The sequence below is a fragment of the Dyadobacter flavalbus genome (assembly GCF_006149045.1).
GTDB lineage: Bacteria > Bacteroidota > Bacteroidia > Cytophagales > Spirosomataceae > Dyadobacter > Dyadobacter flavalbus.
In genome coordinates this window covers 861,693-884,748 of record NZ_VBSN01000027.1, presented here as the reverse complement: position 1 = coordinate 884,748, position 23,056 = coordinate 861,693, and the positions used below count along the sequence as shown (strand labels likewise).

At 44.6% G+C, this 23,056-nt stretch carries 14 protein-coding genes and 2 tRNA genes; 9 read left to right on the top strand and 7 right to left on the bottom strand.

Translation table 11 applies throughout. The features are described from left to right. The first annotated feature begins 55 nt into the window (after positions 1-55). A complete protein-coding gene (locus tag FEM33_RS08945) occupies positions 56-766 on the top strand; it encodes a 3-keto-disaccharide hydrolase (protein WP_139011680.1) in 711 nt (236 codons plus the stop codon). Here FEM33_RS08945 and FEM33_RS08940 read toward each other — a convergent pair. Further along, positions 761-4,750, bottom strand: a complete 3,990-nt coding sequence (locus FEM33_RS08940) for an AAA domain-containing protein (protein ID WP_139011679.1) — start codon at positions 4,748-4,750, stop codon at positions 761-763. The two genes, FEM33_RS08945 and FEM33_RS08940, sit on opposite strands and share 6 nt — an antisense overlap. Positions 4,751-4,775: 25 nt before the next feature. Continuing rightward, positions 4,776-5,849 carry a TerC/Alx family metal homeostasis membrane protein gene (locus tag FEM33_RS08935; protein ID WP_139011678.1) on the bottom strand — a complete coding sequence of 358 codons (1,074 nt, stop codon included), beginning with the start codon at positions 5,847-5,849 and terminating at the stop codon, positions 4,776-4,778. A 360-nt stretch (positions 5,850-6,209) separates the two neighbouring features. Between FEM33_RS08935 and FEM33_RS08930 the strand changes: the two genes are divergently transcribed. Both FEM33_RS08930 and FEM33_RS08925 read left to right on the top strand, forming a co-directional pair. Continuing rightward, positions 6,210-6,282: transfer RNA gene (locus FEM33_RS08930), tRNA-Gly, on the top strand. A 70-nt stretch (positions 6,283-6,352) separates the two neighbouring features. After that, positions 6,353-6,441, top strand: a tRNA-Leu gene (locus FEM33_RS08925). Positions 6,442-6,525: 84 nt separating this feature from the next. On the opposite strand, the gene FEM33_RS08920 is transcribed toward FEM33_RS08925, so the two are convergent. Beyond that, the gene (locus tag FEM33_RS08920; protein WP_139011677.1) at positions 6,526-7,803 is read right to left on the bottom strand and encodes an MFS transporter; all 1,278 of its coding nucleotides are present in this window, start codon (positions 7,801-7,803) and stop codon (positions 6,526-6,528) included. Positions 7,804-8,043: 240 nt separating this feature from the next. On the opposite strand from FEM33_RS08920, the gene FEM33_RS08915 reads away from it, so the two are divergent. From FEM33_RS08915 to glgX, 5 genes are all read left to right on the top strand, one after another. Next, entirely contained in the window at positions 8,044-8,835 is a 792-nt protein-coding gene (locus FEM33_RS08915) for an NIPSNAP family protein (RefSeq protein ID WP_229214154.1), read from the top strand. Between the two features lie 128 nt (positions 8,836-8,963). Next, positions 8,964-9,983 carry a chemotaxis protein CheB gene (locus FEM33_RS08910; RefSeq protein WP_139011676.1) on the top strand — a complete coding sequence of 340 codons (1,020 nt, stop codon included), beginning with the start codon at positions 8,964-8,966 and terminating at the stop codon, positions 9,981-9,983. A gap of 199 nt (positions 9,984-10,182) precedes the next feature. Beyond that, positions 10,183-11,637: a baeRF7 domain-containing protein gene (locus tag FEM33_RS08905; protein WP_139011675.1), complete on the top strand. Its 1,455-nt coding sequence runs from the start codon at positions 10,183-10,185 to the stop codon at positions 11,635-11,637. A 185-nt stretch (positions 11,638-11,822) separates the two neighbouring features. Further along, positions 11,823-12,494 carry a DUF6766 family protein gene (locus FEM33_RS08900; protein WP_139011674.1) on the top strand — a complete coding sequence of 224 codons (672 nt, stop codon included), beginning with the start codon at positions 11,823-11,825 and terminating at the stop codon, positions 12,492-12,494. A gap of 213 nt (positions 12,495-12,707) precedes the next feature. Next, the gene (gene glgX, locus FEM33_RS08895; protein WP_139011673.1) at positions 12,708-14,819 is read left to right on the top strand and encodes a glycogen debranching protein GlgX; all 2,112 of its coding nucleotides are present in this window, start codon (positions 12,708-12,710) and stop codon (positions 14,817-14,819) included. Positions 14,820-14,889: 70 nt separating this feature from the next. On the opposite strand, the gene FEM33_RS08890 is transcribed toward glgX, so the two are convergent. After that, positions 14,890-15,363 (bottom strand): hypothetical protein, encoded by a 474-nt coding sequence (locus FEM33_RS08890; protein WP_139011672.1) that lies wholly within the window; start codon positions 15,361-15,363, stop codon positions 14,890-14,892. A gap of 320 nt (positions 15,364-15,683) precedes the next feature. Between FEM33_RS08890 and FEM33_RS08885 the strand changes: the two genes are divergently transcribed. Further along, the gene (locus FEM33_RS08885) at positions 15,684-18,632 is read left to right on the top strand and encodes a DEAD/DEAH box helicase (protein WP_139011671.1); all 2,949 of its coding nucleotides are present in this window, start codon (positions 15,684-15,686) and stop codon (positions 18,630-18,632) included. Positions 18,633-18,726: 94 nt separating this feature from the next. On the opposite strand, the gene FEM33_RS08880 is transcribed toward FEM33_RS08885, so the two are convergent. The 3 genes from FEM33_RS08880 to FEM33_RS08870 form a co-directional block, all read right to left on the bottom strand. Continuing rightward, positions 18,727-20,022, bottom strand: coding sequence for an adenylosuccinate synthase (locus FEM33_RS08880; RefSeq protein ID WP_139011670.1), 1,296 nt, complete (start codon positions 20,020-20,022; stop codon positions 18,727-18,729). 77 nt (positions 20,023-20,099) lie between these two features. Beyond that, complete coding sequence (locus FEM33_RS08875; RefSeq protein WP_138282937.1) at positions 20,100-20,603, bottom strand: Fur family transcriptional regulator; 504 nt, start codon at positions 20,601-20,603, stop codon at positions 20,100-20,102. Between the two features lie 126 nt (positions 20,604-20,729). Continuing rightward, complete coding sequence (locus tag FEM33_RS08870; RefSeq protein ID WP_139011669.1) at positions 20,730-23,018, bottom strand: RelA/SpoT family protein; 2,289 nt, start codon at positions 23,016-23,018, stop codon at positions 20,730-20,732. Between the last annotated feature and the right edge of the window lie 38 nt (positions 23,019-23,056).

Here is a 23,056-nt window from a genome sequence, read left to right as displayed (position 1 = left end):
ATTGGAAACCTAAAAGTACTTAATATTGCGATCCAAAACTTTTAACAAACAAGACATGAATTGCACAGGAAGGCTATCTTTTTTAAAAGCCGCTTTTATTGCCCTTATCGCTGTTACATCCTCCGCAAACAATGCTGACGCCCAGAGTAAAGGAAAATGGGTTACTTTATTTGACGGAAAAAGCCTGAACGGTTGGCATAGCTGGCAGTCAGACAAGGTTTCACCTCAATGGAAAATCGAGGACAATGCCATTGTTCTTTCCGAAAAAGGAGGAAAAGACCTGGTTACGGATAAAGAGTACGGCGATTTTGAACTGGAACTGGAATGGAAAATAGCCGAAGGCGGAAACAGCGGCATTATTTACCATGTGATTGAAGACAAAAAATATTGCTGCCCTTATTCAACCGGCCCTGAAATCCAGGTTCTGGACGATGTAAAGCACCCTGATTCCAAAGCGGGTAAAAACGGAAACCACAAATCCGGCTCGCTGTATGATATGATTCCGGCAAATGACTTCAACGCGGTAAAACCTGCAGGTGAATGGAACAAAGCCAGAATTGTTATCAAAGGCGGCAAAGGCGAAAGCTGGCTGAACGGCAAAAAAGTAGTTGATTTCCCGACTCAGGGCGCTGAATGGGAAAAACTGGTTGCCGACAGCAAATTCAAAACCTGGGAAGGATTTGGCGCTGCTTCAAAAGGCAAAATCGCTTTACAGGATCACGGCGACAAGGTTTCTTTCAGAAATATCCGTATCAAAGAATTATAGTACTGCTGAATTCAGCACATTGCACCAGTATTCACGACTGTAAACACGCCTGAAAGGCCAGTTTTTCTGTCGGAGCAGAAGGGGTAAATAAGCGTGAGGTTCTTTTGACGATTTGCTGTTATGATACAGATCATCGTCGGTCAGGATCAAGCCCTTGTAAACCCCTTCTTCTTTTATGGTAATGTCGCCGAACGGAAGTTCTTTTTCATATTCCGGAGCAGCTTTCAGCAGACGATCTTTCAAAAGCCAGTCGGTCCTGAATTTTCCTGAATAAAACGGAACAGGCCGGAATTTGCCTTCAGAAACGTCCAGTGCGTACTGAAGATATTGTTTCAGCATTTTCGGGCCGGTATTTGCAGTTTGGTCCGTCTGCAACTGCGCAGGCCATAAGCTGGTTACAAAATAAATGCGTTCCCTTGCCCTTGTCACAGCTACATTGAGCCTGTTTTCCCCGCCCTGCATATTCAGGCTTCCAAACTGCATCGAAATTTTGCCTTTTTCATCCGGCGCATAACCCATCGAAAAAATAATAATATCGCGTTCATCGCCCTGAACGTTCTCGATATTTTTGACAAACAAATCCTTAACTACGATTTTTTCCTTTTCCAAACTATCCTGAATGGCCTGCTGCTGATAGAAGTTGAACGTGACCACCCCGATGCTGCTGCCTGTTGCACTAAGCTCTTTTACGAGTTCGGTTACTTTTTCCACTTCCACGGCATTGGTATTGTTTTTCCAGATACCTTCTGTTTTTATATACTGGATTCCCGGGACCGCACCATTTACATACCTGAAATCAGGAAGCAAACGCAGCGTATCATTATAAAAGTTACGGTTTGAAAAATCAATCAGATCCAGCGACAAGCTTCTGTAATGGCCGGTAAGCTGATATTGATCAAGTGACTGGGCTGCAAGATCGAGCAAAGATTCTATTTCAATGGCAGCCGAATAATCTTCTTCCTCGGCTTTGTCCTCGTAACGGACGCGGTATAAGTCGCTTGGAGAAAGCTGTTTGCTGTCGCCGGTCACAACAATTTGTTTGCCCCGATAAGCCGCCGGCAGCCCGTATTCCGCATAACATTGAGATGCTTCGTCAAAAATCACAAGGTCAAAAATTGCCTGCTGCATGGGAAAAATGGCCGATACTGCTTCCGGCGACGCCATCCAGCAAGGAATCAGTGAAAAAACTTCATCGGTATAGTTTTCCAGCAGTTTCCGGATCGGCCATATCTTTCTTTTTTTCGTAACCTGATGTTCCAGTTCCCGGTACGTTACGCGGTTTCCCAAACGGTTTTTTTCAATATCGGCATAAGTAGCTTCCCGTAACTTGATTCCGGTAATGTCCGTGCTTAGTTTCCGCTTGATTTTAATGCTATCCTGAAGCTGCTCTTCCCATTGCTTCATTTTCAGTGAAGTCACCGATCTCAGATGCGGATATTTGGCTTCAATATGCTCGATCCAGGCCAGCCGTATGCTGTTTTCAAACAGACTGACTATTTCTGCTGAACTTTTTAGACCCAATTTCCTGCCTTCATGGATAACGGATTTTGTTACCGATCGCTCCGCAGGCGTCATTTCTTTGGCCAGTTTGTCCATATCCACAATGGAATCAAAATCCTTGCTCAGCGGTTCGAGCAATTTCTGGCTGTAATTTTCCGGCTCACTGATCAGCATTTTGATTTGTTCAGGCAAAAGAAACGGAGCCATTACATGCTCGATCCGGTCCCATTTTTCCAGCCACTGGATCAATCCGGCAACTTTATTCTGAAATGAGCTTACTTCATCTGTTTCAGAAGCCAATGCGGTCAAAACTGCCGACCATGGTTTCAATGAAGCCCTTACGGCTGCGTCCGCTGCCTCTTCTGCATTCCTGAAAAAGGCAGTATACTGTTCACCAAATTGCAAAGAAGCACCTTCCATGTATTTCCGGCTGAATCCCAGATTCGGGTTTTCAAGCCAGCTTTCCAGCTCGATTCTGTTTTTAAGCCGGATTTCAAGTTTGGTCAGATCTTCAAAGGAAGTGCCCAGATTGTTTTCAGAAGCTGTTTTTTCAATCTCTTTGCGCTCATCTCCAAACATATTCCACCATAATCCTGAAACGCTGGATTGCTTTGCGCTGATCGCTTTTCTGAGCGATTTTGCGAATGCCGTAAGTTGTTCCCGTCCAAGCGAAAATTCAATTCCGTCTTCTTTCAGAAATCCTTCGAGTGCATCCGCAGTCTGTCGGATAAATGCCAGTCTTTCATGATTGGTGCCTGAAGACAAGTATTTTTTAAATAAAGCAAAGCTTGTATTCTCCTGAACAAGCGCATGTATGTCGTTCAGCCGTTCCAGAACTTCTTTACGGTTTTCCAGAAAATCACTGGAAAACATAACTCCGGTCAAATCCGAAAAGGCACTCTGATGCCTGGAAAAAGCATCCGGCCAGTCGGTCAGCATACTTTCCATTTTACGCAGTTCGGTTATGCCGAAATCCGCAAAACTGACGCGTTTCGCCCATGCATGATCCGTTTTGAAATACAGCGAATACTGGCTGAAAACATTCAGCCGCCTCCTGAAATGATCCCAGTTATCCATCCGGAAATGCCTGAAAAATTCATTGGCGTTCACATGCGGCGCGTCCGGATCGCTCGTAAGGTAAAGTTCCTTGATGCTGATCCCGCATTCACTTTCTTCAAAAAGCGCCTTGCGGAAAATATCAAGATCGTCTACAATACGGTCGATTGCCCGGCTTTCCTGCGTAAACTGTCTTTCCAGAATAACGGCATCCAGACTGTAATTCTGCTGTCGGTAAGCATCCACATTTTCTGCTTGTGAGGCAATCTGGCGGTATAATCCGGGCCGGTCATTTTTGAAATCATGGATCAGGCCAACGAAATTGCTCATTCCGATTGTTTCCAGACGCTGATAAACGACATCCAGTGCAGCCCTTTTCTGGCAAACCAGCAAAACGCGTTTTCCTCTGGAAGCAAAATCCGCCATCAGGTTACAGATCAGCTGCGACTTGCCGCTTCCGGGCGGTCCCTGCACAACAACGGATTTGCCCGATTTTACCGAAAGAATGATTTCTTCCTGCGATTCATCAATGGCAAACGGCGTCAGGATTTCTTCTTCTTTAACTTCTGTTATATTGGAAACGAGGTTTTCAGAACTTTCCGGAGACCGATTTTCATCCTGTTCGATTCCGATCAGCGGAAATGCAAAAGGGTTTTCCTCAAAATTTTCAAGCAGATTATTGTAATCAGGAACGAGATAGGAACCGGCCTGCGGAAAAATCCCGAGAACGGCTTCCGGATAAAGTTTCAGTTCACCGTTTCGTTCACTGCTTTGCAGATCCGAACTTTTCTGAGCACTGAAAGCAGCAAGTTTGTCTTCAAACAACTCCTGATTGAAATTGATTTTCAGCGAAGTGGTTTTCAGCCATTCGTAAAGCTGCGTACGGAATTCCAGGAAATCTCTGGAAAAATCCTCAAACGATTTTTCCAGAACTTCATCCGCAACCGGCGATTCATTGAAATGCGCATAAGCAAGCGCAAAGCTCTGGTTTAGAGTAACGGCGGTTTCTTCCCTTTCAAAAAGGCACCATTGCTCTTTATCCATTTTCAGGGTAAACGGAAAGAAAAGCAACGGTGCGTGAATGGGCGTGCCGTCAGAAAATTTCCCTTTTACAAACGGGTAACCAACGTACAAATCGCGTGAACCCCGCTCCTCTTCAATGAAATGTTCGGTTCTCGCAATTTTTCTCAGCCTTTTACTGGTTTCATTGACTTTTTCAAAACGCGAATCTGCTACGTCGCAAAGCGCAATGCGCGATTTTTTCTGGACAATCTGCCGGATCAGTTCAATGGAAGGTTTTTCCAGCAAAAAATCCGCGTCGTTTAAATCCAGAAACTGCTCTGCAGATAAATTGGTCAGCAGCAATGACTTGTTACGGGTACTTAAATTGGTCAGTCTTTTTAAATAAGCTTTCAGAATCCGGTTCATAGACACTTAAAACGGTTCTGATTACTTAACTATTGGAAGGAACACGCGTAAGTTCCTTTTTCTTTTCCGGAATAACGACTGATGCAAGAATGCTCACAGCCAGAATGCCAAGAATTACGTACAGCGAATAAACCGTTTCAAATCCGATGGCTTCCAGCTGTGTATGGAACAGCATTTTGCCTCCGATAAACACAAGCAGAACGCCAAGTCCGTATTTCAGGAAACGGAAAAGTCCCATGATATTGCTCAGAAAGAAGAACATGGACCGCAACCCCATGATGGCAAAAATGTTCGAAAAGAAGACAACATACGGATCTTTGGTCACCGAGAAAACAGCCGGAACCGAATCGACGGCAAATATCAGATCTGTAAATTCAATAATGAGGACGACGACGAACAAAGGAGTAAGCAGCCATTTTCCTTTTTTCAGAACAAAAAAATGTTCTCGTACGTACCGTGGAAAAACAGGCAGATATCTGGAAGTAAAGCGGACAACAGGATGTTTGGAAGGATCGATTTTTTCGTCTTCACCGCCTTCAAAGAATATTTTTCCGCCCTGATAAACCAGCAGGAGACCGAATATATAAATAATCCATTCAAAACGCTGCATCAACGCCGAACCCAGAAAAATGAATACAAAACGCATGATGATCGCGCCGAGTACGCCCCAGAAAAGCACTTTTTTATAATAGATCGGCCTTACGCCGAACGAAGAAAATATAAGGATAATGACAAAAATATTGTCAACGGAAAGCGCATATTCGAGCAGGTAACCGGTAATGAACTCCAGTGACATGTTCTTTCTGTAAATTTCGACGCTTTCAGCATAGTTTCCTGCAACAAGCTGCAAGCCGGGCGCATACTTGTTTTTTATCGTTTCCAGTTCAGCATAATTGTCCATGCCGTGCACCAGATCGCCATGCGTCCGGATCACAAAGTAAAAAACCATGGCAAGGGCAATCCAGGCAACGGTCCAGGCGGCAGCTTCACCAAACTTTACAACGTGATCTTTTTTATTAAAAACGCCAAGGTCCAGCAGCAGCATGATGCTGATGACCAGAATAAACCCTCCAAAAAATAAAACCTCGTTGGAAAACATGTAATTAAATAGTTAATGAGTAGTAAAGTTAAGAATCAAGGAAAACGGTTTGTACGCTGTTAAACTAATCATATTCCCTGTCATGAAGGTAAAGTTAAGCAAAATATAAAGTGCTGCGATTTTTTGGGATGGATGGCAGAAGCGTCCACGTTCCGGTTCAGGCATTTTTCAGAAGTGTTGATAAAATATCGTTCCTGTAACCTGCATGAACAAGTTTCAAAAAAAATTGTCCAAATCATTTCCCTGATTAACAATTTGTTAATTAAAACTCGAAGATTTTTTATCAAATATTTCATTCAAACACTTGCGTTGAATAATACGGGTGCATACATTTGCACCACGATAATCGAAAATGGTTATGCGAAAGTAGCTCAGCTGGTAGAGCGCGACCTTGCCAAGGTCGAGGTCGCGGGTTCGAACCCCGTCTTTCGCTCAGAGAGTTCAAGCACCGGAAACGGTGCTTTTTTTCTCATAGGTGCTATCGTTTTTTGACAATAGCCAATGCCGGGGTGGTGGAACTGGTAGACACGCAGGACTTAAAATCCTGTGAGCCGAAACGCTCGTACGGGTTCGATTCCCGTCCCCGGTACCAAAAAGAGGATGTACATTTCCATGTGCATCCTCTTTTTGTTTGCATCCGGCCTGATCCTTTATATCCGGAATCCGGGTGCTGCCATTAACCGGCCAACGAAACCGGTTTTCTGGGCGAACGGTCCGGCGACTTTACAACAATTATTGTCAGCAAGGCAGCAAGCAGCAATGCAACTGCCATTAAAATATAGGAAGCTTCAAAACCGCCGGAACTGGCATTCAGGTAACCGACCAGATAAGAACCGACAAAAGAACCCAAAGCGCCCAGGCTATTGATAAGTCCAATCGCTCCGCCGACAACGTTTTTTGGCAGAATTTCAGTGATTACCGCAAAGAAAGGACCATAAGGCGCATACAAAGCACCGCCGGCAATGACCAGAAGCACAAACGACGCCCAGAAGTTACTCGTTCCAAGCCAGTATGCTCCGAAAAATGCAACAGAAGCAACCAGAAGAAACGGCCAGATAAAGATTTTCCGGTCAAGGGTTTTATCCGAAAAGTACGAAGCGGCAAGCATTCCGATGACCGCGAGCACATACGGAACAGCCGAAAGCCAGCCGGTGGTTACAATGTCCACATCCGGCGCTGCTTTTATGATAGACGGCAGCCACATGACAAATCCGTAAACACCCAGGCTCCACAACAAATACTGCAGACAAAGAAGGATAACCGGAACAGACCTGAAAGCCTCAGCATAATTCTTTACCGGCCGGATGCCCGCCTGCTCTTCCAGAAGCTCATTTCTTACTTCTTCTTTTTCTGTATCCGAAAGCCAGCCGGCATCTTCCGGTTTTTCATCGATCATTTTCCACCATACGAAAGCCCAGGCAATTCCCGGTAATCCCTGCACAATAAACATCCAGCGCCAGCCCATGGAATCAATCAGATAACCCGACAGAACAGACATCCACAATACCGTTACCGGATTTCCCAGTATCAGGAAAGTATTGGCCCGGGAACGCTCCTTTTTTGTAAACCATTGGCTTAACAATATAAGCATCGCCGGCATGACGGCACTTTCCACGACACCGAGCATAAAGCGTACGGCAATGAGCACGCTGACGTTGCTGACCATTCCGGATGCAGCGGCCAGTGCGCCCCAGCAGATCAGCGAAATAAAAATCAGCTTTTTTGCACTTTTATGCGCGGCATAATGCGCGCCGGGTATCTGAAAGAAAAAGTAGCCCAGAAAAAACAGCGAACTCAGCAATGAAGAAATGCCTTTGGTGATATTCAGATCCTCCGCCATTCCTCCGGCTACGGCAAAACCGAAATTGGCACGGTCGAGATAAGCCAGGCTGTAAGTAACAAATACAATTGGAATAATACGGTACCAACGGGCGGGAGCTAGTTTCGGCTTCATTATGCAGTGTTAACAGACAAAAGGATTGTCTTGCTGATTTAGAAATAGGATCGGATATAATTACTAAACACATTTTACCCGCTTTCATACTGCATTTTGCAGCCGGCTATGTTCAAGGTTTGCTATTTGCCATTTCCGGTGGCATAATATTAGCTGTAAACGATCGCGTTTATTATACGTACTTTCTGCTACCTGATTTTCAGATAAAGTTTCAGAAGTTTTACACTAACCTAAAAATGCATGATGTCCTGTACCTTTTCCAGTTCCAGATTCCGTTTGCTCAGCTTACTTTTCATCCTGATCATCTGTAAAAATACCGCGTTCGGCTTTGCTGCGAAACGTGAATTTTATCAGATTAAAATCTATCATTTTAAGGAAGACAGCCAACGTCAGCGGCTGGAAACATATCTGAAAGAAGCTTACCTGCCTGCATTGCACCGCGCGGGTATTAAAAAAGTAGGTGTATTTGAGCCTGCCGATGATAAAGATTCACTGTTGTATGTGCTGATTCCTTTCAAATCGGCAGACCAGTTTCTTTCCTTGCCGGAAACCATTTCGAAGGATAAGCAATATGTGGCTGCCGGAAAAGATTACATTGAAACCGAATATAACAATCCGGTGCACGCGGGTTTTGAATCCATTTTTATGGAAGCATTTGCAGGAATGCCTGCCCTGAAAGTACCGGCACTGCAATCGGGCCATTCCGAAAGGATTTATGAACTGCGCAGGTATGAAGCCGCCAGTGAGAAACTGCATGAAAATAAAATCAGTCAGTTCAATAACGGAGAACTTGACATTTTCAGCAGGCTGGGTTTCAATGTCGTATTTTGCGGTCAGGTAAAAGCAGGCGGAAAAATGCCGAGCCTGATGTACATGTCTTCATTTGAAAACAAGGCGGAACGCGATGCGCACTGGAAAGCTTTCGGCAGCGATCCTGCATGGACAAAGCTGAATGCACAGCCTGAATATGCGCATAATTTTCTGCGGGCAGATATATACCTTCTTCATCCAACGGCATTTTCCGATATATAACCGTATTTTGAAGCGCTGTATACTGTCATAAATCCAGGCGGGCCGGAGTTACTGAATGATGATCATGAGAAGTAGCTCCGGCCTTGTTATTTATATAATTATCCAAGAATTGTCTGATCCTTACCTGAATGAAAAAAAGCAGAGTTATCGTAATCGGATCTTCGGCAGGCGGTGTGATTGCACTTAAAGCACTGGTCGCTTCTTTACCGGCTGATTTTGAAGTGCCGGTGTTTATTGTCCAGCATATTGCTCCGCAAGTACACAGCTATTTGCCCGAGATCCTGAACCATGCGGGCCATTTGAAAGCCAAACATCCGGACGACGGAGAACAGATCCGGAACGGGCATATCTACATCGCACCGCCGGACCATCACATGCTTATTGAAGACGACCATATACTTGTTAAAAAAGGGCCCAAGGAAAACCGTTTCCGCCCTTCTGTTGATGCGCTTTTCCGTTCGGCTGCCTATACTTATAAAAACGGAGTTATAGGTGTGGTTCTGACGGGTATGCTGGATGACGGCACTTCCGGTATGTGGGCAATAAACCAGATGAAAGGAATTACCATTGTACAGGACCCGCTGGATGCCATGTACCAGAGCATGCCTCAGAATGTTCTGGAACACGTTAATGTAGATTATATTGTTCCGCTGGCTTATATTCCTGAGCTGCTGATTGGGTTAACAACTATCGAGATGGAAGAACTGCCCGTTGAAGAGGATCATAACAAGGAGTTGATGAAAATGGAAATTGACATTGCCGCCCAGCAGAATTCTTTTGACAAAGGAATAATCAGCATGGGCACACCATCTTTGTTAACATGCCCGGAATGCGGAGGAGCACTCAATGCTCTGACCGAAGGCAAAATTACGCGCTACCGATGTCATACGGGCCATGCTTACAGTTCGGAGTCCCTGCTGGAAGAAGTATCCGAAACAGCAGAAGTAAAAGTGTGGCAGGCCATCAGAAGCCTTGAAGAACGCATTATGCTGCTGCAAAAGTCCGCAGAAAAATCGAAGGAAGCAGGAAATGAAGATACAGCAGGAAATTTTCTTCAGAAAGCCGAAAAAACCCGGGAAGCAACAAACCTGCTGCGGGGTTTTATATTTGAACAGCTTGACAAAGGCACAGGAAACTCCGGGCTGTAACTTTTTGTAAAATTCCGTTGTGAACCGTCGTTCATGCCCATAGTAGAAAAATATCCACAAGCGGGCGCATGCTGAAAAGCCGGTACCATTCTGAAATCATAATCCTTTTATTCTCAAAAAATCTTTGCTTTAATTGAGATAGAAAAACTTCTCCGGCATGTTAATTGCCTGCCCTGCTAAAAAAAAATTTATTACGATTATGGGAAAAGATAAATCTGGAGGGTTTCACCCCGCGAAAGGAAAGCCAACGGCGATCAACAAGGAAGAAGGTTTAGGGATTCCTACATCTCCATCCGATAAAGTAGAAGAATTTCTGGAACTGTCCGATACTTATACAGATGACGATCAGACAATTTCAGCTTCCATACCGGTAAGGCATCCTAACCGGAACGTTTCAAAAAAAGAACAGACTTTTAAAAACAAGGATAATAAACCGGAGAGTGACAAAACTGTGGAACTGGCCATAGATGAGGAAGTCAAAACGGAACCGGAAGAACTGCCCGGTGTTCTTGAAAAAGAATTGTTTGTAGAGCTGGCCAACTTCAGATCTTCCTGCGCAGCATCCTTATATTTCGGCACACACGAGTCGGGCGTGGAAGTGAATGAAAAAAAAGACGCCATCCGCTTCAAGAACATGCTTCAGGAATTAAGGGCAACGCTTGTTGAAAAGGAAATTCCTGAAAGCCTGATTGAAAACATGCTTACGCCTGGCTATGAATTGCTGAACCAGGACGATTTCTGGGCAAGCCTTACGCCGGGACTGGCGGTCTTTATTTCAGAAGGCTATTTCAAGTATATCAAAATGCCTGTTGCTCCTGCTGAAAATGAGATCATCTGCAATACGTCGTTTTATGTAACTCCTCTGGTTCCAATTCTTGCCCGCAAAGAGTATTTCTATTTGCTGGTGATTACAAAACATCATTGCAAACTGTTCCGTGCCGATGCATTCGGAATGGAATACATTGACGTTCCCGGCCTTCCCGGCAGCATGGAAGATGTAAAGGATTTCCCTGACAAAGACGCCAGTACTTTCCGTGCCGGCGGTAGAGGCGGAAACGGAGGCGCCAATTTCCACGGAATCGGTGGCGGCAATCCAGAAGAAAAGGATTTGATCGCTGCCTATTTTGAAGCAGTGGACGATGTGTTGTTCAAGGAGATATTCAACAAGGAAAACGCACCTTTGCTCTTGGCCGGCGTTGAATACCTCATTCCGATTTACAGATCTGTATGCGATTATCACAACGTTTACAGCGAGGCGCTTACAGGAAGCCATGAGCACGACGTCAAGAGTGAGCTTTACAAGCTTGCGAAAGAAGTCATGCAGCCGTTTTTCCTTCAGGCACAGGACAAGGCACTTACCATTTATGCAAACCAGTCGGCAACGGAGCTTACTTCTTCCATTCCCGCCGATGTAATTCCGGCGGCCTACTATGGCAGGCTATCTCATATTTTTGTACAGAAGGCTTCACATATCTGGGGTACTTTTGATGAAAATACAACCGAACTGGCACTTCATGAAAGTGAATCCGAAGAAGCGGAAGATCTTGCAGGACAGGCACTGATCAAAACCCTGATGACCGGAGGTGAAGTTTTTCTGCTGGAAAAAGAAGAAATGCCAGCTGATTCTGTAATCGCCGGCGTTTTCAGATATTAATAAACGGAAATTCTATAAAAAGGGCAGGAACCGCATAGGGTTTCTGCCTTTTTTTGGCCTGAGGCATTCGTATATTTTGATCAACAAGTTAAATTCCACATCCCGTTTCGTATATACATAAAGACTGGCACAAGATTACCGTAGTAACCATATTGAACATTAACGGCAAAGCTTTTTCCACAAATATGAACCCATCCAAACCAAAGCAGACATTTTTTTACAGAAACGGCCTAAGCATTGTATTTACATCGCTGTTTGTTTTAACCCTGCTGGCGCAAGCTGTTACCGGCTGGTATGAAAACAATGCAGAGCGCAAGCAAGACAAAGTTCCTCCGATCGATTTTACAACTTACCTTCAAAGCGGCCATTTTATTTCAGCCACCTTTGAAAACTTCGAAAGTGAATTTCTGCAAATGGCATTGTATGTTCTTCTTACAATCAAGCTCAGACAAATCGGTTCTGCCGAATCCAAATCACTGGATGAACCCGAAGATGTTGACAAAGAACCTGAGCCACATAAGGATGCGCCATGGGCAGTAAAAAAAGGAGGCTGGATCCTGAAATTATATGAAGGTTCCTTATCGCTTACTTTTATCCTTCTGTTTCTTGTAAGCTGGTACCTACATTTGTACGGAAGCTGGCTGGATCATAATGACCAGAATGCCATTAACAACCAGCCGCCGGACAGTATGACAGATTATCTGATGCAGGCCAATTTCTGGTTTGAGTCCTTTCAGAACTGGCAAAGCGAATTTCTTTCCATTGCCTCTATTGTGATTTTCACCATATTCCTGCGCCAGAAAGGTTCTCCTGAATCCAAGCCTGTGGATGCGCCGGATATGCAGACGGGAAAATGATCAAGATTTTTCACAAACAGAAACAGCATCCATTTCAGTTTTTAATTTCAGAATTATACCTGAATAATGATCAGAACCGGTTTTTGAAACATCTGGCACAAATTTAAAAGTGCACCGTATCCGAATTGTTAAACAAAAAAATACTACGCACTAATGGATCAGCATATCGAAAATGAGTTACTGGATTATCCCGAATCATCAAGTCTGTAAGTAATGCCCGGCCACCCCTATCCGCTGGGCGCAACCTGGGACGGAAAAGGAGTGAATTTTGCAGTCTTTTCCGAGAATGCAGAAAGTGTTCAGCTTTGTCTTTTCAATGATGAAAATGATGCAGAAGAATACGTCAAGATCAAAATTGAAGAAGTCAGCCATCATATATGGCATGTTTATGTTCCTGATCTGAAACCCGGCCAGCTTTACGGCTATCGTGTATTCGGGCCGTATGAACCGGAAAACGGACATCGTTTCAATCATCATAAACTGTTGATTGATCCTTACACCAAATCACTCGCCGGGACGATCAAGTGGGACGATGCATTGTTTGGTTATGAAGTAGGTCACGAAGCAGAGGACCTGAGTTTCAGTGAAACGGACAGCGCGTTTTTTATTCCAAAGTCCGTCGTTGTGGATTATTCCTTTGACTGGGAAAATGACAGCCGGCCAAATATTCCTTATCATGACACCATTATTTATGAAGCGCATGTAAAAGGTTTCACCATACTGAACAATGAAATACCCGAAGAAATACGCGGAACTTACGCCGCACTGGCGCATCCGGCAACCATCAAATATCTGAAAGAACTTGGCATTACGGCCATAGAACTTTTGCCTGTCCATTACTTTATTGCGGACAGGCATTTGCTTGAAAAAGGACTGACCAATTACTGGGGTTACAACTCGCTCTGCTTTTTTGCCCCGGACAATCGTTACAGCAGTACAAAAGGTAGAGGAGCAGAAGTTGCGGAGTTCAAAAATATGGTGAAAGAGCTGCATAAAGCAGGTATTGAAGTCATAGTGGATGTGGTGTACAACCATACCGCAGAAGGAAATCACATGGGCCCAACGCTGTCATACAAAGGTCTGGACAATGCATCCTATTACCGCCTGAAAGACGATGAACCGCGATATTACATGGATTATACCGGAACCGGCAATACCATCAATGCCCGGTTGCCCAATGCACTGGCTTTAATCATGGACAGCCTGCGTTACTGGATTACAGAAATGCATGTGGACGGGTTCCGGTTTGACCTTGCTTCGGCGCTTGCCAGGGTACTGCACGATACGGATACATTGAGCTCCTTTTTCAACATTATTCATCAGGACCCTGTAATTTCTCAGGTAAAACTGATTGCTGAACCCTGGGACATTAACGCCGACGGCTATATGGTAGGCAAATTTCCGGGGGGCTGGGCGGAATGGAACGGCATGTACCGCGACTGTATCCGTAATTACTGGCGTGGATCCGAAAGTATGCTTGCTGACTTTGCCATGCGGTTTACAGGAAGCCCTGATCTTTACAAAGGCGGTTACCGCAGGCCGACAGCCAGTATAAACCTGATTACGGCACACGATGGTTTTACACTAAATGACCTTGTGAGCTATAATGACAAGCATAATGAAGCAAACGGCGAGGACAATAACGACGGCGCAAATGATAACAACAGCTGGAACTGCGGTGTGGAAGGTGCAACGGATCTGGCGGAAATTGTTGCACTCCGCAACAGACAGAAACGCAACTTGCTCACTACCTTGTTTTTATCACAGGGCGTTCCCATGCTGGTTGCCGGCGATGAACTTGGCAGGACCCAGAACGGAAACAACAATGCATACTGCCAGGATAATGAGATTTCATGGCTGAACTGGCAGTCTGCTGACCGTGAATTACTGGAGTTTACAAAGGGCATTATCCGCTTCATTAAAAAACATCCGTCTTTCCGGCGCAGACGATGGTTTCAGGGATTGCCTGTTACCGGCGCAGGCCGCGACGATATCATGTGGTTTATGCCCGACGGAAGCCAGATGACCGAAGAAAACTGGCAGCATGACATGGCCAAATCTTTGAGTGTTTACCTGAACGGCAAAGGAATACGATGTGTGAATTATGATGGTGAAAGAATTTATGACGACAGTTTTTTCATCATTTTCAATGCACATGAAGATGCTTATAAATACACACTTCCGGTTGATGTCAACGATAATGCATGGCACAAAGTCATTGATACGAGTGACGGATTTCTAGGCGAAGATGAACAGGAATTCAAGCCGGGAGAAAACATTGAAGTTCAGGCACGTTCCGTAATGGTGCTGAAATGCCGGATTTAAGATTTATAAAAAACAGAGCGGCTGTGCACCGCTCTGTTTTTTTGTCAGGAATGCCGGTCCGTAATGTCTTTTATGCGACATTCAGTTCGGACAGTTCCTGGCTTCCCAGATTACTGATTTCATTATACAGCAACGCCTTCCTGCTGCTTATTACATCCATATGTTCATTGAGTAATTTGGCCAGATTACTATGCTCGTCCAGATGAATCAGAACGTTTTTATAACTTTCCAGAATCTTGTCGTACTGCTCAATAATCAAAGAGATAACAAGGCCGGGATTTTTTCGGTTGCTTAACAGGTGATCAACGTTTACATCCACAGTAACGTGGCTCAGGTCGGGATCGTGAAGGTAACATTTGTTGTAGTCATAAACTGAACACAATTCCTTTTTAAAAAGGACGGAAGTCATATGTCCCTGACTGCACAGCTTTCTTATCGATCCCAGTTCTTCTATGCTCATAACCGTTTTGTAGAACAATTCGCTTTTGTTGAGCATTCTCCATAGTCTTGCAACATTCACTAATAAATTCTGGTTGGTTTCCATGATTCCTAAAATTGTGAGGCTCCATTTGTATTAAAATCCATTCCAGCAGATATTCTTTACCAAGCGACTGACTTATTGTCATTTATACCCAAGCAAATATAAGACCATTTACATACGTGGAAATTTCCCTACAACATGGCTTTAAACGTGATTGTTTTATCTGCTGAATCGGCGCAGGTGAAGCTACTTCCAGGCAAGAAACTTTTTTATTGACGGGCTTTGAATTATATTTAAAGTTCTTAAAATTAAAAAAGACAGTTTTTTATTTGAATAGTGATCTATTTCAAGTAAAAGCTTCATTTCCAGTCCAAGATCATACAATGAAAGTTTCTCCTGCCGAACCCTTTAAAATTGTCTATTCTATTCTGAATCATGAGTATTTGGGATATATATTTGAATCGTTTGCAGTGCAGCTCAATGCGCAGGGAGAATTTACATTTCAGGTTCAGAGTATTTCTTCCAAAAACGTTAAAGAATTCAGGACAGGACTGGATGCGAGGGATTTCGAGCTTGTAAAATTGATCGATGATATTCAGCAGGATAATATTCTACGCAAGTTTAACCCCAAGAAACTGGGCACTGTAGATTTTTTCCTTAAAGTTTACGATCCCAACAAAGGCGATAAAACAGTTCAGGAATCCATTGCGGGCTATGTGGAAAGTTGCAAGAAAAAAATTCTGGAAAGGCTGACGGACAAGGATTTATTCATTATGGGCAACGATGGGAACCCGTTGTGGAAACCGGTTATTCTGGAAAATGAAAAAGCAACCATCCGCTTCCATTTTATACGCAATGCAGACAACACGCATTATTTTCCTGCCATCCGCCATAAACTCCAGAAGCTTGATTTTCAGTATAAAAATGCGTTTCTGGTTTGCGAAGAACCCGCCTGGCTTGTACTGGAAGGCCATTTATACCAGTTTGAAGGCCATGTGGACGGAAAAAAAATAAAGCCGTTTCTTGCCAAAAAATTCATCGCCATTCCCGGACAGGTTGAAGAGCAGTATTATGAACGTTTTGTTGCTCCGCTGATTGCTTCCTACGATGTTGTAGCCCGCGGGTTTGAAATCCGGAATGTGTCTTCACAGCCGAAAACGGTTCTGACCATTTCTGAATTCAGCTCCGCTCCCAAAAAAGCGCCATTGCTGTTTGCAAATTCGGACAATGACGAAGTTGTCACCATGGAAGAAGACGACAATGACGTCGCATTCGAGCTTTCATTCCAGTATGCAAATTTCAGCTTCAACTATGACAATGTGGCACATGCGTCCAGCGTGTACATGGAAAAAAAAGGAAACGACTATTTTTTCAATAAAGTAAGGCGCAGAATCGACGTTGAAAATGCTACTGCGAATCTGCTGCGGGAACACGGTCTTGAACTTAAAAACGGCAAAATACAGATGCCGAAATCGCAGGCTTTTGGCTGGCTTCAGATCAATGCAGCATTGCTTACGGAAAAAGGCATTGCCGTAAGACAAAATACAAGCGACGCCAAACGTTATTTTCTGGGCTATTCCTCGCTCGACATTTCCATTCAGGAAGGCCGTGACTGGTTTGATATTAATGCAAAAGTGTGGTTCGGAGAGTTTGAAATCCCGTTTATTCAGCTCAGGAATTACATTCTGAACCGGAAAAAAGAATTTTTGCTGCCAAACGGAGAAACTGCGGTTATTCCTGAATGGTGGTTTACAAAATATTCTGAATTCTTCTCGTTTACCGAAAATGGAAATGACGATGGCCATCTTCGATTGCACATGCATCATCTTGCTTTGATTCAGGAACTAAAGGAAGAAAATCTTGCAACGGCCATTATCAGCAGAAAACTGGAAAATCTGAGGAATTTCAATCACATTGATCCAGCCGAACCGCCGGTCCATTTCAACGGAACGTTGCGCCCCTATCAAAAAGCAGGTTATGACTGGCTGCAGTTTCTGAAACAGTATCGTTTTGGAGGCTGTCTTGCAGACGATATGGGGTTGGGTAAAACGGTGCAGACACTTGCGCTCTTGCAATCTCAAAAAGAATCCGGTACGACCGAGCCTTCCATGCTGATCATGCCCACTTCGCTGCTTTATAACTGGCAGCTTGAAGCAAAACGCTTTACGCCGGAATTGAAAGTGCTCGTTTACACCGGAACAAACCGGGAAAAAGATACAGCCCAGTTTGACGGGTACGACCTGATTCTGACTTCATACGGTATTGTACGGCTTGACATTGATTTGCTCCGTTTATACCGCTTTCATTATGTCATTCTGGACGAATCGCAGGCCATTAAAAATCCTGCTTCGATTATTACCAAAGCGGTAAAAAACCTGAATGCCGCTTACCGGCTGATACTGACGGGTACGCCGGTCGAGAACAATACCCTGGACCTGTGGTCGCAAATGTCGTTTGTGAATCCGGGCCTTCTGGGTAGCCAGTCGTTTTTTCGGGACGAATTTCAGGTTCCGATTGAAAAGCGCGGTGATGAAGAGAAAACGAAAAGGTTGTATAACCTGATCAAGCCATTTATTCTCAGGCGCTTAAAATCACAGGTTGCAACGGATCTGCCGGAAAAAGTAGAAAGTGTACAATACTGCGACATGTCTGAAGAACAGGAAAAAGCATATGAAGAAGCAAAGGCATATTACCGCAATCTTATATTGCAAAGCATTGACAAAGAAGGAATTTCCAAATCGCAGCTTGTCGTTTTGCAAGGCCTGACCAAATTGCGGCAACTGGCCAATCATCCTTTAATGGTGAATCCGGAATACGAACATGGCTCGGGTAAATTTGAAGACGTTATTTACAAGTTGCAGACCGTAATGGCCGAAAAACATAAGATTCTGATTTTCAGCCAATACATCAAACATCTGGATTTGTTCAGGAATTACCTTGAGGAGAAAGACATCCCTTTTGCCTATCTGGACGGCTCGACAAAAAACCGCCAGGAACAAGTGGAAACTTTTCAGGAAAATGATGCTATCAAAGTATTCCTGATTTCACTGAAAGCCGGCGGTCTGGGCCTCAACCTGACTGCTGCCGATTATGTTTTTATTCTGGACCCATGGTGGAATCCGGCCATTGAAGCGCAGGCCGTTGACAGGGCGCACCGGATCGGGCAGGACAAGACGGTTTTTACGTACAAGTTTATAACAAAGAATTCGGTAGAGGAAAAAATCCTGGCTTTGCAGAAAACCAAAAAGCAGCTTGCAGACGACCTGATTTCCAATGAAGACGGGTTTATAAAATCACTTTCCAGGGAAGATGTTCTGAACTTGCTGACCTAAAAAAATTGTCAGTCTGAATGGAACGCTGAATATTTTCGGCTCCGTTCAGACTGACAAATGGAATATGAATCCGTTCCAGTATTTACTCCAATACTTAACTTAAAAGTGCAGAAGTTTCGCGGCTGATGAGCGCTTCTCTGTCCGGGCCGGTAGAAATAAACGTAATCGGCAGTTTAAGTTCTTCTTCCAGAAATTTCACGTAAGCCATTAGTTCATCGGGAATTGCTTCGAAATCATGAATGCCGTCCAGTGATTGCTGCCATCCTGCAAATTCTTTGTAAACAGGCGTAACGGTTTCGTCGCACAAATCATATGGAAGATGATTCGTGAGCGATCCGTCCGGCAAGCGGTAATCTGTACAAACCTTGATGGAATCAAAAATGGTAAGAACGTCCACTTTCATCATAATCAGCTGCGTAACGCCGTTGATCATAATGGCATATTTCAGTGCCGGAAGATCCAGCCATCCGCAGCGGCGTGGACGACCCGTTGTAGCACCGAACTCACGTCCTTCCTGACGCATTTTCTCACCGGTTTCTTCCAGAAGCTCCGTTGGAAAAGGGCCGCTTCCGACACGGGTGCAGTAAGCTTTGAAAATCCCGAAAACCTCCCCTACCTGACTTGGCGCAATTCCAAGACCTGTACATGCGCCTGCCGTCATGGTTGTGGAACTGGTCACAAACGGATATGAGCCGAAATCAATATCCAGCAACGAGCCCTGAGCGCCTTCGGCCAGAACCGTTTTACCTTCCGTCAGTGCGTCATTGACTACATATTCGCTGTCTACAAGCGTAAACTGCTTCATGAATTCAATTGCTGCGAAAAAGTTTTCTTCTGCTGCCGGTAACAGATCAGCGTAATCAAAAGAATAAAAATCCAGAATTACTTTATGTGCGTCAACGAGTTTTTTGTACTTGTCTGCAAATCTCGGCGATAAAATATCACCGACTCTGAGGCCCAGTCTTGCAATTTTATCCTGATAAGTCGGCCCGATGCCGCGCAGGGTCGATCCGATTTTGGAATCGCCTTTGGAGCGTTCGTAGGCAGCGTCCAGCAAAGCATGCGTGGGAAGGATCAGCGATGCCTTTTTTGACACAAAAAGATTGCTGATCAGGTCCAGATTATATTTGGCAAGATTATCGATTTCCTTTTTGAACACAATGGGATCCAGCACAACACCGTTTCCGATGATATTCTGGATATCGCTACGAAAAATCCCGGAAGGAATCTGGTGTAAAACATGCTTGATACCGTCGAATTCAAGCGTATGCCCTGCATTCGGGCCACCCTGAAAACGGGCTACAACCTGATAGCGTGGTGCCAGGACATCCACAATTTTACCTTTTCCCTCGTCTCCCCACTGAAGACCAAGTAATACGTCAACTTTCATTCAATTTTTGATTACTGAAATAAATATGGTAAGGTTGGAACGACCTAAATAAGCAGCCTGTTCCGGTATGAATCCGTTTATCTGTCCTCGTAAACTGCCGTCGGTTCCTTGGAAATTTCATTCCGGTTCTGGCAGTTTTCTTTAGTGCAGTTTCCGTAAAAAATCAGAGAATGGTGCATAACGCTGAAATTCAGCATTTCACCAACCATATTCTGAATAGACTGAATTCTTGGATCGCAGAATTCCATTACTTTATGACAATCCGTACAAATCAGGTGATCGTGCTGCTTGTTGCCGTATGATTTTTCAAACTGTGCCAGGTTTTTGCCAAACTGGTGTTTGGTAACCAGATCACAATCCACCAGAACGTCAAGCGTATTGTAAACAGTTGCACGACTGACCCGGTAGCGTTTGTTTTTCATGCTGATGTAAAGTTCATCCACATCAAAATGATCTTCCCTGGTATAAATCTCCTCCAATATCGCAAAACGCTCAGGCGTTTTACGAAGTCCCTTGTTTTCCAGGTAAGCCGTCAGGATTTTCTTTGCGGCTTCAAAATTCGGTTTGCTGGCTTGTGGCATATCTTTAATATTCTTGCGCGAAAATACGCTTTTTTACTTAAATCACAGTTACTTCGACAGTCTTCCTGTTACTGCCTTACAAATAACAATTTATAAACACAGCAGAAACAGAATCGTTCAAAGAAGCTACTTGGCGTTCAGATTCGTATCAAAACGCTGCACATTGTACACGCCCTCTACTTCTTCCAGTTTATTGATCAGCATGTCCAGGTGCATGGTATCCTGCACATAAAGCTTGATATCGCCTTTAAAAACGCCGTCTTTGGTATCAATGGTCAGTCCCCGCATGTTGATATGCAGTTCATTGGAAATAATTCTTGTCACGTCATTGACAAGTCCCACGCGGTCCGTTCCGGAAAGGTAAAGGCCAGCCAGAAATGCTTCTTCTTTTCCGGATTCCCATTTTGCCTTGATAATGCGGTTGCCATGCTTGGACATCAGTTCCGCAGCGTTCGGACAAGTGGTCCTGTGAATTTTAATGCCTTCGTTGATCGTTACAAAACCGAAAACGTCGTCACCGGCAATCGGATTACAGCATTGCGCCAGTTTATAGTCAATCTTGTCCATATCGTCGCCGATCAGGAGCGTATCGCTGTCGGCACGGTCGCCATGAATGTGTTTCAGGTATTTGGTCAACGTCTTTCCGTCGCTTGCAGGCACCTGCGCAGCATTTGCCGCATTGTTATCCGTAGCCTTGCGTTCTTTTGCCTCTTTGTCCTTTTTGAACTTTTTTAATTCGTCAAGATGTATATACCCTTTTCCGATCCGGTAAAAAAAGTCCGCAGCCGTTTTACACTCAAAAAAAGCACGCAGCTGATTGGTTACTTCGGCATTAAGGTCTATTCCGAGCACTTTCAGCTTTTTCTCAACCATCTGCCGGCCGTCCGTTTCGTGACGGCGGTTGTCTTCTTTCAGAAAATCCTTTATTCTGGCCCTTGCCTTTGAAGTTACAACGATACGGAGCCAGTCTTCATTGGGTTTCTGCTTGCTGCTCGTAATGATCTCGATCTGGTCGCCGTTGTTCAGCACATAGCTGATCGGGACCAGAATCCCGCCGACTTTTGCCGCCATGCAGTGCGCGCCAACTTCCGAGTGAATATCGAATGCAAAATCCAGCGCCGTTGAGCCGCTCTGAAGTACTTTCAGCTCTCCTTTGGGTGTAAAAACAAAAACCTCTTCATTGAACAGATTGCTCCTGAATTCATCCAGAAATTCAATGGCTGCCGTTTTGTCGCCAAAACCGTTTTCCAGCGTTTCCCTGACCTGCGTAATCCACTGCTCGATATTGCCGCGCACTTTGGTATCGTTGCCTTTGTATTTCCAGTGCGCCGCGTAGCCTTTTTCCGCAATTTCGTCCATCCGCGTCGTCCGGATCTGGACTTCCACCCACTGCCCGCTCTTGCTCATCACCGTGGAATGCAGCGATTGATACCCATTGGCGCGCGGCGTGCTCAGAAAGTCTTTCAACCGGTCCGGATTGGGCTTGTAATGATCCGTCACAATCGAATACGCCTGCCAGCAGATCGCCTTTTCACGGTCATTTTCAGCCGTGGATTCCAGCACGATACGGATCGCAAAAAGGTCATATATTTCCTCAAAAGGCTTGTTCTGCTTGCGCATTTTGTTCCAGATGGAATAAATGGATTTCGGACGGCCTTTCAGAATAAAATTCAGTCCGGCCGATTCCAGATCCTGCGCAATCGGCTCCATGAATTTGGCGATAAACCGGTCACGAATGCCTTTTGTTTCCCGTAGTTTCCTTGCAATTGCACGGTATTCCTGCGGTTCGGTGTATTTCAGGTATAGCTCTTCCAGTTCGGATTTGATGCTGTACAATCCAAGCCTGTGCGCAAGCGGAGCATAGATAAAAATCGTTTCGGAAGCGATTTTAAGCTGCTTGTCGCGCGGCATGCTGTCCAGTGTCCGCATGTTATGCAGCCTGTCTGCCAGTTTTACCAGAATAACCCGTACGTCGTCCGAAAGCGTAAGCAGCATTTTACGGAAATTTTCCGCCTGCTGCGAAGTTCCGTATTCAAACCGGCCCGAAATTTTGGTCAGTCCGTCAATGATCTTGGCTACTTTCTTGCCAAAAAGGCGTTCGATATCTTCAATGCGCATGTCGGTATCCTCGACAACGTCATGAAGCAATGCCGCCACAATGCCCGTCGTACCCAGCCCGATTTCTTCCACGACAATCTGGGCAACGGCAAGCGGGTGATAAATATAGGGTTCTCCCGACCGGCGGCGCATGTCCTTATGCGCATCCACGGAAGTGTAAAAAGCTTTTTTGATTAGTTTCGCATCATTATCCTTTAAAAAAGGTTTTGCTGTCCGTAGCAATCTACGGTATTTCTTAAGAATATCCTTTCGCTCCTGCTCCAGATCAATGGTGAGGGATTCAACGAGTTGCTCCACTGCTATATTTAATTAGTATGCTTCACCAAAATAACAAA